The sequence below is a fragment of the Candidatus Nanopelagicales bacterium genome, from assembly GCA_028687755.1.
GTDB lineage: Bacteria > Actinomycetota > Actinomycetes > S36-B12 > S36-B12 > UBA11398.
Genome location: JAQTZL010000005.1, coordinates 132988 through 144302, shown reverse-complemented (window position 1 = coordinate 144302; position 11315 = coordinate 132988). Strand labels below are relative to the sequence as shown.

The 11315-nt window shown below is 52.9% G+C and carries 10 protein-coding genes; 6 read left to right on the top strand and 4 right to left on the bottom strand.

Annotated elements, in window-relative coordinates; genetic code table 11:
• Positions 1-134 precede the first annotated feature (134 nt).
• Positions 135-1298, bottom strand: coding sequence for an acyl-CoA dehydrogenase family protein (locus PHN51_08460; GenBank protein ID MDD2818808.1), 1164 nt, complete (start codon positions 1296-1298; stop codon positions 135-137).
• 11 nt (positions 1299-1309) lie between these two features.
• Entirely contained in the window at positions 1310-2398 is a 1089-nt protein-coding gene (locus tag PHN51_08455; GenBank protein ID MDD2818807.1) for an acyl-CoA dehydrogenase, read from the bottom strand.
• Positions 2399-2546: 148 nt separating this feature from the next.
• Here PHN51_08455 and PHN51_08450 point away from each other — a divergent pair, with 148 nt between their 5' ends.
• A complete protein-coding gene (locus PHN51_08450) occupies positions 2547-3950 on the top strand; it encodes an FAD-dependent oxidoreductase (GenBank protein ID MDD2818806.1) in 1404 nt (467 codons plus the stop codon).
• Here the strand turns inward: PHN51_08450 and PHN51_08445 are convergent.
• Both PHN51_08445 and PHN51_08440 read right to left on the bottom strand, forming a co-directional pair.
• Positions 3947-4240, bottom strand: coding sequence for a putative quinol monooxygenase (locus PHN51_08445; protein MDD2818805.1), 294 nt, complete (start codon positions 4238-4240; stop codon positions 3947-3949). The two genes, PHN51_08450 and PHN51_08445, sit on opposite strands and share 4 nt — an antisense overlap.
• 31 nt (positions 4241-4271) lie before the next feature.
• Positions 4272-5327 (bottom strand): LacI family DNA-binding transcriptional regulator, encoded by a 1056-nt coding sequence (locus PHN51_08440; protein ID MDD2818804.1) that lies wholly within the window; start codon positions 5325-5327, stop codon positions 4272-4274.
• A 198-nt stretch (positions 5328-5525) separates the two neighbouring features.
• Here PHN51_08440 and PHN51_08435 point away from each other — a divergent pair, with 198 nt between their 5' ends.
• From PHN51_08435 to PHN51_08415, 5 genes are all read left to right on the top strand, one after another.
• Positions 5526-6533, top strand: coding sequence for a substrate-binding domain-containing protein (locus PHN51_08435; GenBank protein MDD2818803.1), 1008 nt, complete (start codon positions 5526-5528; stop codon positions 6531-6533).
• A gap of 100 nt (positions 6534-6633) precedes the next feature.
• Positions 6634-7635: an ABC transporter permease gene (locus PHN51_08430; protein MDD2818802.1), complete on the top strand. Its 1002-nt coding sequence runs from the start codon at positions 6634-6636 to the stop codon at positions 7633-7635.
• Complete coding sequence (locus PHN51_08425) at positions 7632-8384, top strand: ATP-binding cassette domain-containing protein (protein MDD2818801.1); 753 nt, start codon at positions 7632-7634, stop codon at positions 8382-8384. The genes PHN51_08430 and PHN51_08425 overlap by 4 nt, the downstream gene beginning before the upstream one ends.
• A 204-nt stretch (positions 8385-8588) precedes the next feature.
• A complete protein-coding gene (locus PHN51_08420) occupies positions 8589-9770 on the top strand; it encodes an inorganic phosphate transporter (protein ID MDD2818800.1) in 1182 nt (393 codons plus the stop codon).
• A gap of 203 nt (positions 9771-9973) precedes the next feature.
• Positions 9974-11299, top strand: coding sequence for a trypsin-like serine protease (locus PHN51_08415; GenBank protein MDD2818799.1), 1326 nt, complete (start codon positions 9974-9976; stop codon positions 11297-11299).
• Positions 11300-11315 lie beyond the last annotated feature (16 nt).

The following is an 11315-nucleotide window of genomic DNA, read 5'->3' as shown; positions in this document are numbered from 1 at the left end:
TGATCCAAAAACGACGTGCGGTGGCAAGTACATCGACACCACGACCGGCAAGGTCATCTACCAGTAATTCAACTTCATTAATACAACTGTGGCGGGTCCCTTTCGGGGCCCGCCACAGTTGTATTTCCGCTGAACTAATACGGCCTTGGCAACCCGAGTCGACGCGCCAAGTTATTACGGTAAATCTCAGTCGTGCCGCCGTAGACAGAAGTACCTGGCGCATGTTGGCGTTCACTTGAGATGTTGCCCGCATAGACGCTGCCATCGACACCAAAGTCGAGTAACCCTTCAGGCGCTGCGATGTCTGCCATGCGATCGGCATTGCGTGAAAGTGCTTCGGCTGACATCGGTTTGCCAAGTTCACCTTCAGCATTCCAACACATTTCAAGATCCAACATTGCTTCGGCAATAGCCATGCGAGTGACGGGATCTTCTAATCGTGATTTGCCATCGGGAGTATTACGCGAAGCGGCCCACTTAATAGACGCATCAACGAACTTCTCAAACACGCGCGAGAAGGTCTGGCCCATCGTTCCGTTGACGGGAGCTACGCCTTGAGTTTCCACACCCGCACCATGTTCGGTGGCCAACGGTTCGGACATCACGTTCCAGCCTTCGTTAATTGGCCCAACGCGATACTGATCAGAAATTGTCACATCGGTATAGAAGGTCACGTTTGTGCGCCCGCGACCCAGAATCCACACTGGCGTAGCTTCCACACCAGGTACGTCCATCGGTACAAGGAACATGGTCAGTGTGCGGTGCTTTTCTTCCACTGGGCCCGTTCGAGCAAGTAAGAACACATAATCAGATTCGTTACCCCATGTGGTCCACATCTTCTGACCGTTAATCACCCAAGTGTCACCGTCTTGAACTGCCTTGGTTGTAGCCGCAGCGACGTCTGATCCATTGTCGGGTTCCGAATATCCAAGGCAAGTTGTGATTTCCCCGCGACGAATACCTGGAAGCACATGCTCCTTCAGCCAATCAGACCCGTGCTTTTCTAGGGTTGGGATCAACATTGAGTTAGAAGCGTTAGTTGGCATCCAATATTCGTCGGCAATGGCCGCGATCATTTCTAATTCCAACTCGCCAAGACCCGCGCCACCTTTATCCACGGGAAGATCTGGGTGCAACAAGCCTCGCTTGGCAAATTCCATGCGTACTTCTACGGGCATGCGATCATGATCAACGGCGATGTGCGCATAGTTCGGAGTCCAATTCGCTTCAATGATCGCGCGAATTTCACTCTCTAATGCGAGTTGTTCTGGCGTAAATACAACCTGGCTGAAGTCCATGTCAGATCCACCTATCGATTCGAAGACTGAAGTTGAAGTTCGGCTGCTCGCGTATCAATTGCACGTGCGATCTCTTCGAGATCCCTGCGCATTCCGCCACCGACCAAAGACCACGAGGTGACCTTTCGATAGAAGAGGCTGATATCAGCTTCAAGGGTGATGCCCATGCCTCCGTACACGTGCGCAGCTTTCGTTGTGCTGCGAAGGGCTGCACGAGTAGCGTGCGCCATTGCCATCGCAGCAAGTTCTGGTCGGTACTCGGGTTCGTTCTCTGTTAGCCACGCAGCCTTCAGGGTCATATTGCGGGCGGTCACCACATCCATGTGAATGTCGGCGAGTTGATGCGAGATCGCTTGGAACTTCGCAATCGTCACGCCAAAGGCTTTGCGATCCAGCGCATACGCGCGTGCCATTTCACTGGAAATCGCCAACAAACCCACAAGCGATGAAGCAGTGGCAATGCGCCACTCGCGCTGCACGATTTCCCAAATGACTTGTGCCTGATCCCCATCGAGCACAGTCGTGGTGGTGACATCTGCATCGGTTGGACTCCACCACGCCACCGGTGCGCAACCTTCGTTCTGCGCTTGCGGTGCCAATGTTGTGCGAGTCATCAAAATAATCGAGTTGTCTTTGAAAGCAAGTACTGCATGAGCTACAGCACCACTTGGAATCAATTGGGAGCCAAGCTCCCAGGTAGAAATTGGTGCGACACTGACGATCAAGTCACCAGCGAGCGCCGCATCCATGTCGAATCCTGCAAGATCTGCGCCGGCGGCACTCAGCGCTGCGAAGGCACGCAATGCCACCACCTGATCAAGGAGCGGAACTGGTGCTGCTGTGCGGCCGATTTCAATACCAGCTAAGACCAGTTCAACGAGGCCACCGCCGTCGCCACCTGCACTCTCAGGGACCGAAATGGTGACCAAGCCGTTTTCTTTCACGGTGTCCCAAAGCTTCTGATCAAAGCCCAACGGTTCAGCTGCACGCACAACATCGATCGGTGACTGTTCGGTGAAAATATCCCGCAACATGTCAACAAGTTGGCCTTGCTCGTCTGTCAATGAGTAATCGTTGCGACGCAGGGTGAGCGACACCATTCCTCCAAGGTTTCGTGCGCGAATTGCAGCCCATTTGTGTGGGTACGAGCATTCAACCACTCACAGACTTGGAGAACGGTGGAAAGCGACCTCATCACTAAGATTGCACCCGTAAGAAACCTCACACTTGAGTTCTGGAGAGCCACACATGACCGATGTTGACGTAATCGTTTTGGGTAGTGGCTTTGCTGGTTTGCGGGCCGCGGTTGCTGCCAGTTCAAGTGGCTGTTCAGTTCTGGTGGTTGAAGCACAAGGCGAAATCGGTGGGCGCAGCCGCTTTTCTTGGTCGAACATCATGGGGGCGGGAACGCGCTTTCAGCGTGAGGCCGGAATCGAAGATTCGGCCAAGGCCATGTTCGATCAGTACATGCGTCTCAATGCATTCCGACTCGACGCATCCGTCGCTTGGGCTCTGTGCGAAGGCGCCGGCAAAGAAATCGAATGGCTTGCCGACAATGGTGTAGAAATTCGCGGCGTCGTTCCAAATGAAAGTTTTGAAGTCCCTCGCATTCACCGCACCCGCGGTGGTCAGCAGATTATTGATGTTCTCACCAAACTTGCTCGCGCCCAAGGTGTCGATTTCGCTCTGAACCACAGAGTCGATCGCCTTATTGTCGAAGACGGATCAGTGGTGGGCATCGAGGCTGCTGGTGAACAACTGCGATCAAAGGCAGTGGTGCTTGCGACTGGTGGCATGGGTGGCAACAAGGAACTCGTGAATGTATGGATGCCAGAGCTTGCCAATCTCGCAGGTGACTGGGTGCTACCGGTCGGCGGAGACGAACTTGCCCCGTATGCACAAGGAGATGCAATCCCGCTTGCCGAATCTGTTGGTGCGCAAATCACGGGTCGCGATTACTACGAAGCAACCATTCGACCTGGATATGTGCAGGTTTCAAACCCAGCCTTGCCTGGCCACCTGATTCTGGTCGATGCCACTGGGCGTCGTTTTGTTGATGAGACGGCGGGTATTGCCGCCATGCATGGAGCATTCAATGCAGCCGTAGCGCCTGTGTACGCGATTTTTGATGAAGCCGCCAAGTTGGACTACAGCCCATCTGGCGCTCGCCCAGTCGAAGGTGCACCAAAGCGTCGCTTACATCCAGACTGGGTTGAAGACGTTGTTGACGCAATGGTCGACAAGGGCGACATGGTGAAAGCCCCGTCAATCAATGACCTTGCGGACGACTTGGGAATTTCACTTGAGCACCTTTCATCAACAATCGCGAAATACAACGAGGATGTTGAATCCGGATTTGATTCAGTCCAACTGAAGGATTCGACTGTGCTCCGCCCCATAAGCCAAGGCCCGTTCTATGCAACGGAGATTCGCCTGTCCTCAATTGGGTTTACCGGCGCTGGACCTCGAGTCAATGCACATGGTGAAGTCATGAATACCCAACATGAGGTGATTCCAGGACTTTTTGCCGGCGGAGAATGTGCTGGCGGATTGGCTGGCCCGATGTCAATAGGCGGCAATCCGACGGCCACCTGTTTTGCCTTTGGCCGCATTGCTGGTGACAGCGCGGCTGCTTTCGCGGTTGCGCATTAGTAGGCAGGCAACAAGAACTTCAACTGATTTGGCTCGAGGCAGTACTTCTTTTCAACCTCGCCCATCGCAGCAACGTGCGCGGTCAACATGTGATCATCCCAGTGTGCCTTGGTTGTCCACTTTTCCATCATGGTGAAGTAATCATCACCTTCACCGATAACGAGGTCGTATAACTCGCAGCCAGGCTCTTGAAGCGACGCATCGACCAATGTTTTGCATTCCTGAATGAGAGCATCGCGATGTTCAGGAATCGGGCGGATCGTTGCTATGAGGTAGAGCGGCTGTGCCATGGTGCGGCCTTTCGTGGTGATGTTGATGGATTTACGAGCGACGAACAGGTCCCTGAATTTCTCCAGAGCCTCGAATAACAAGTGCAACATCAAGTACTTTGTGTTGCGATGCGTGCTGTTCGCCATCAATACGGTCGAAGAGCATTTCTGCTGCAGCTTTGCCCAAACCAGAAACATCTTGAATAATTGCGGTGAGCCCTGGTGCTATGAGATCAACCATGGGGATGTCGTCAAAACCCACTAGAGCAATGGTGTTTTGTAAGCCAGCCTGATGCAAAGCCTGCATGACACCAATTGAGATCAAGTTCTGACTGGCGAATATCGCTGACGGTGGGTAATCAGATGCCATCAATTCGTTAGTGAATCGTTCAGCTTCAAAACTTGCACGAAGATTTTGTTTTACGATTGACGGATCGTATTCAATGCCAGCACGTTCAAGCGCATCGCGATAACCAGCAAGGCGATCGGCAGCAGTGGTGATGGTCTCAAGATCACCTAAATACGCAATACGCTCATGACCATTGTCAATCAAATGTTGCACACCATGCTTTGCGCCTTCACGGTTTGCCGAAAGTACCGAATCCGCATCAAGTAGTGATGGTGGTCGGTCGACAAACACCATTGGTGTTCCCGTTTGTTTTTCGATTTGTAAGTACGACTGATCGTGCCCAGCGGGTACCACGATAAGTCCGTCGACGCGGCGAGAAATAAATGCAGCCGCAAGCTCACGTTCGCGTGCTTGATCTTCATCAACACTGCCTGCAAGCACTGCTACGCCTCGTTCACGTGCAACTTCTTCAATCGCACGTTGCAATGCAGACGAGAAGGGGTTTGCAACATCTTCGAGCAGCAACCCAATGGTGTTGGTTTTGCCGTCGCTTCGGCGCAAACTACTTGCCGTGAAGTTTGGTTGATAGTTCAGTGATTGCGCTGCCTGTTTGACCTTCTTAATCAGTTCTGGGGAGACCCCAGCTTCCTCGTTCATTACGCGGGAGACGGTTTTCAAGCTGGTTCCAGAAAGGGCCGCCACCTCTTTCATCGTGGGACGCGAACGCGTGGAAAATTCCACATTTGCGTTCACTGACATGTTGATCTGTCCCTTTCGTTCGCTTTTATTGCCTGATGATCAGGCCTAAAGATAACGTTGTCAAAATAAATTTGTCTATCTTTTGAAAAACCCGTTGACAAGGGGCTATTTGGGGTAATAGAACTGCCTGACAACGTTGTCAGACATCGACTGGCACACCCTCGAAAGGACTCCTTACCTATGTTCGGAATCTCAAACATGAAGCGCTCAACGGCTGGTCTCATTGCCGTCGCTGGCGCGACCACCATGCTTCTTGCAGCTTGCTCAAGCAGCGACTCAGAAACAACTGACACCGCCACTTCAGCTACGGGCGCTTGCCAGGGCAAGACCATTGCATTCGTGATGGGCGCAGTTGCTGACCCATTCTTCAACGCCATGAAGGTCGGCGCTCAGGAAGAAGCAACTGCACAGGGCGCAACCTTGGTTTGGCAGGGTGACAAGGAATACTCACCAGCTACCCAGATCCCAGTGCTCGATCAGGTGCTAGCAACCAACCCAGCAGGTCTGGTGTTGATCCCAACCGACCCAACCGCACTTCAGGCAGGCAATGACAAGGCAATCGCAGCTGGTATTCCAGTGGTGAACGTCGATACTCGCGTTGGTGACATCTCGAAGACTGTTGCTTTCATCACCGGCGACAACACCGATGGTGGCTCAAAGGCAGCTGACGCAATTGCAACCGCGATTGGCTACGAAGATGGCAAGAGCTACAAGGTTGTCGTTGGTCTTACCTCAAAGACTGCTACCACCAACGTTGCTCGCCTCGAAGGTTTCCAAGCAGCACTCAAGGCTAACTACCCAGGCATCAAGGTCGTTGACGTTGCTTACTCAGAGTCAAACTCTGCAAAGGCAAACACCAACGTAAACAACTGGTTGACCAAGTACCCAGATCTCAACGGCATCTTCGCAATTGACGGCACCAACGGAACCGGTGCTGCTGCAGCTCTGCAGGCAAAGGGCTTGACTGGCAAGGTTGCTCTTGTTGGCTACGACGCTTACCCAGACAACGTGAAGTTGATCAAGGATGGCGTGTTCACTGCTCTGATCGCACAGGATCCAGGCGCTGAAGCCAAGCTTGCAATCCAAAACATCTGCACCACCATTGGTGGTGGCACCGTGACCGAGCGTGAGGTTGTTATTCCTAACGTTGTTCTCGATGCAAACACCACAGAAGCAGATCTCAAGAAGTACACCTACGTTGCATAAGTAGGGCTAGGTTGATCTGGTCGGTGAGTGCTTCGGCATTCACCGACCAGATTGCTAACTAGGATCAAATTTTCGGCATAAACAGAACGGAAGGAATCGCGTGACTACCGCAACTCACACCACGCAACCCTCACGATTAAAAGAATTCGTGACGAATCAACAGTTCATTTTGTTTCTCGTTCTGTTGGCAATGATTGCGGTGTTCACCGCGTTCAACCGCATTTTCTTTTCTGTTGGCGTAGCAGGCAACATTCTTGCTGACTGGGGCCCCCTTGTACTTGTCGCCCTTGCTGAAACTTTTGTCATCGTCAGTGGCGGAATCGATCTGTCTGTCGGTTCCGTTTGTACATTGTCCGGTGTTGTTGGTGCTTTCGCGATGCGCTCCCTCACTGAAGGCGGGATGACGCCTTACCTCACGCTCGTCATTGGAGCGCTTGTCTGCGTTGCCGTTGGTTGTGTCGCTGGGATCTTAAATGCAGTGATGATCAACTACGCCAAACTTGTGCCGTTTATCGCAACCTTGGTCACCCTTGGAGCTGCTGCTGGCCTTGCGCTTGTCTTCACCGGTGGCGGACCTATCGCTGGTGGCCCATCTGAGGCCATCCAACTTTCTGTGCCGTGGCTCGGACCGATTTCAACGCCGATCATCATCGTTATCGTTATTTGTTTTATCTCCTGGGCATTCCTTCACAAGGCTCGCTTTGGTCGATACACATTTGCACTTGGCTCTAACCCATTTGCTACACGCGCTGCTGGTATTAGCGTCTACCGCCAGACCTCGAAGATCTACATCCTTTCCGGCGCACTTGCAGGCGCTGCGGGCATGTTCTACTACCTACGTCTTGGGTCCGGTGCCCCTTCGTCAGGTCTTGGGCTTGAGCTTTACGCAATCGCAGCTGTGGTGATCGGCGGTGCATCACTTTCAGGTGGTGTTGGTCGCATCTCAGGCACCATTCTTGGCGCTCTCATTCTCACCACTGTCACCTCAGGTCTGATCATCATTGGCGTTGATCCAAACTGGAAGCAGGTTGTGGTTGCTGTCTTGATTGCGGTGGCTGTCACCATCCAAGGTCTTCGCAAGAGTGAAGGGAAAGCGTCGTGAATCAGCCAATTTACGAAGTGCGTAATATTTCAAAGAAGTACGGCGCTGTCACCGCACTCGACGATGTCACGATGCAGCTTTACCCAGGTGAAGTTGTTGGCCTTGTAGGTGACAACGGCGCTGGTAAATCAACCTTGGTGAAGTGCTTGTCCGGCGTGCATCAACCAACGAGCGGTGAAATTCTGCTCGATGGTCAGGAGCGTAAGTGGAAGTCACCACATGAAGCCCTTCAGGCTGGAATCGAAACTCTGTACCAAGACTCAAGTTTGGCGCCGCAACTTTCCGTTGCAGCAAATGTGTTTCTTGGTCGTGAAGAAACCGTGCCGGGCATCCTTGGAAAAATGGGCTTCTTGGCGCAAAAGAAGATGGATGGCGAAGCGCACAAGGAACTTGAGCGAGTGGGCATTGCTGTTCCGCAGTCCAATCGTTCAGTCGCTCAGCTTTCTGGTGGTCAACGACAGGCAGTCGCCATTGGTCGCGCTGTTGCCTGGGCAAACAAAGTGATCATCCTTGACGAACCCACCAACCATTTGGGTGCTCGTCAGGCTGGTGAAGTGCTTCAGATCATTCGCACCGCGAAGGCTCAAGGTCTGGGCGTGATCTTTATTTCGCACACTCTCCCGCACATCATGGAGGTCACTGACCGCATCGTGGTGCTGCGCTTGGGCAAGGTCGTCAAAGATGCTCCAACCTCAGACTTCACAGTTGAGACCTTGCTTGGCACGATCACTGGTTTGATTACTGACTAATCGAACTTGACTCGAGTGGGCGTTGGCTTCGGCTAGCGCCCACTTTCATTTGAACGACATGCCAGAATTCCCTCACAAAATTTGAGAAATTTGAGTTTCGTTCATCTGCTGTTCACCTTCTCCACCCCCTTCATTTGTTCACTTTGAGTTCACTTAGTGTCACCAGGTAGTCACCTGGGCTTTTATTCAAGGAGACGCCACCCCATGGACATGCTGCTTCTCGCGGTCATTGCCCTCTGCGTACTTGCATTGGTTTTCGACTTCACCAATGGCTTCCACGACGCAGCAAACTCGGTCGCAACAGTCGTTGCAACACGAGCTCTCCCAGTCAAGTGGGCACCAGCATTCTCCGCATTCTTCAACTTCGCTGCGTACTTTGTTGTGGGTACTGCAGTTGCAAACACCATCGCAAAAACCGTGAAAACAGATTCGGAAGGAGTAGCCGTGACTTTCGCTGCAATTTTCGCTGCGATCGCATGGAACTACCTCACATGGCGCATCGGTATGCCCTCATCCTCAAGCCACGCGATTATTGGTGGTCTTGTTGGTGCAGGTCTCGCTGTTGGCGGACTTAACGCTATTGACTGGGCAAGTGTGCAGAAGGCCGGTTTCGGAATCATTCTTTCACCTGCAGTTGCTTTCACCATCGCGTTCATCGCGATGTACTTAGTTTTTGCAATTCAGCGAATGTTCAAGATGCGAGATGACCACCCAGTCTTCAAGGGACTTCAGCTGATCACAGCCGGCGCTGTGTCCTTTGGTCATGGTGCTAACGATGCTCAGAAGACCATGGGCGTTATTGCCGCATTGTTGCTGGGAGCTGGCTACACCTCGATGGCTGAAGATGGCAAGACTGTTCTCGTTCCTGAATGGGTAGCACTCAGTGCTTACGCCGCAATTGCAATCGGCACTCTTTGGGGCGGCTGGAAGATTATCGAAACGATGGGTTTGAAGATCACAACCCTGCACGCAACTTCGGGTGCTGCAGCCAATATTGGCGCCACTACAGCCATCTTCGGTGCTACTGCAATGGGTATGCCAATTAGCACTACTCACGCAGCAGCAACATCGATCGTTGGTGCAGGCGTGGGCTCAGGTCAGGGCGTGAACTGGAAAGTTGTCGGACGCATGGTTTTGGCTTGGATCGTCACGATTCCTTCAGCAGCTCTCATCGGTTTCATCATGTTGAATCTCACCAAGCTTCCTACTGTGCTTGCTTGGATTGTCATTGGGTCAATCTTGATTGCATTCGGCACCTGGGCCATCTGGGCTATGCGCCACACTATTCATGCTTCCGATGTTGATGCTGAAGTTCCAACGGAAGAAGAACTGGAAGAGCCACTTGACGTGCACCCCAAACTTATTGGTCACGGACCAGTCGAATAACCGGCAAGTATTTAGCCCCCCGCCTGGTCGCGAGGGGCTAAATACTGATTCCACCCTTGCGGGAGGCCTAAAGCGCCGAGGCAAAGATCTATTGGCCGTTGCTGCGAGCGCCTAGATCCAAGATTCTTAGGAAATCCTCGCCTTGGATAGGGACTATCGACCCATCTTTGGTTTCCCGAAGGTCCGCGACTTATTCTGCGGAAGTGAAACCTCGAGTCGCGAGCCTGCTGATTGCTGCTCTTGGCCTATCGATGATCACCGGGACATCGGTTGCGGCCCCTCGCTTGATGCAGGGCACCCCCGCCCAAGGCGAGCCCTATACGGCCCAACTCATCGTGCTGGGCACCACTAACTACGAGATGTGTAGCGCTGCAATTTGGAAACCACGCGTGCTGCTGACGGCCGCACATTGCCTTACTGACAGTGGGTCAGGAACACCCGCCGCCAGTTCGCGCATTTTCGTCATGCCACCTGGTGTCAACTCGCCACTTGTTTACGCCTCGGGGCCTGTCGGCGCTGCTCGTGTGCGAGTACTCAATGCCTACCTTGGTCAAAATTATGTTGAGGCATCAAAACTCGTTGTCGGCAATGACATCGCTGCAGTGGTGCTCGATACCGATCTCGTATCAACCTCGCCTTTTACTCGTTTAGCTGACCGCACGGAAATTGAACGATGGGCCAAGGCACAGCGTGAAACGCAGATCGTCGGGTACGGAATCACAAGTTTGACTGATACTGCGCCCGCGATCCCTCGCAGTGGCACATTTTTGCTCAGCGAAATTCAAGTTGAGCGACGTGCAACAAACGGCTGGGTCACCTGGTCCAACCCCGTTAATGGTGTTGACACATGCCCTGGCGATAGCGGAGCACCGCAGTTTGTGACATCCGAGGCATCCACATTGCTCATCGGTGATATCGCTGGCGGTAATTGCAATGCCCAGCCGCGTACTGCTGAAGGTTTCGCTGCGATCACCTATTTAGAGGTGCTGAATCCAGCCCTCACCGCCGCGGGATATCCGCCAATTCCGTCAGCACCGCAAAATATCATTGCTACGTCAATGAACGGGAAAACGACGGTGTGGTGGGCTACCCCAAGGCTCGCTGCAGATTATGCGACCAACTACGAAGTGCGTAATGCAGAAGGAAAGGCAGTGTGCACTTCAACGCAGCCATATTGCACCGTTGACAGCACTGATCAACTCACGGTCAGAAGCATCAACAGCCAAAACGAAGGGGATGCGGCAACCGCACCCTCTGCAACACCTATACGCCCGCGTCCACCGACAGCAATTGCAGGCAAAACCACGGTAAAGATTGCGCTGCAGCCACTGAACTACCCTGTCGTTACTGGGTACCGAGTTCTTGACCAACGCAGGAAAGTCATCTGCCGCATCTCGCGCACTACGCCACCATTGACCTGCACAACCAAACTTTCTCCCGGCAGTTTTAGGTTCACTGTCAGTGCTGCAACCCCTCAGGGGCGCACTCCCGAATCTGGACTATCCAATCTTGTCGTCACTCGTTCTTAGGTGACTCAATTGAGTA

Excerpts from the sequence above, each read along its gene's own strand:
- PHN51_08440 (MDD2818804.1), bottom strand. The coding sequence starts at position 5,327 with ATGTCAGTGAACGCAAATGTGGAATTTTCCACGCGTTCGCGTCCCACG.
- PHN51_08445 (MDD2818805.1), bottom strand. The coding sequence starts at position 4,240 with ATGGCACAGCCGCTCTACCTCATAGCAACGATCCGCCCGATTCCTGAA.
- PHN51_08460 (MDD2818808.1), bottom strand. The coding sequence starts at position 1,298 with ATGGACTTCAGCCAGGTTGTATTTACGCCAGAACAACTCGCATTAGAG.
- PHN51_08435 (MDD2818803.1), top strand. The coding sequence starts at position 5,526 with ATGAAGCGCTCAACGGCTGGTCTCATTGCCGTCGCTGGCGCGACCACC.
- PHN51_08450 (MDD2818806.1), top strand. The coding sequence starts at position 2,547 with ATGACCGATGTTGACGTAATCGTTTTGGGTAGTGGCTTTGCTGGTTTG.
- PHN51_08455 (MDD2818807.1), bottom strand. The coding sequence starts at position 2,398 with ATGGTGTCGCTCACCCTGCGTCGCAACGATTACTCATTGACAGACGAG.
- PHN51_08420 (MDD2818800.1), top strand. The coding sequence starts at position 8,589 with ATGGACATGCTGCTTCTCGCGGTCATTGCCCTCTGCGTACTTGCATTG.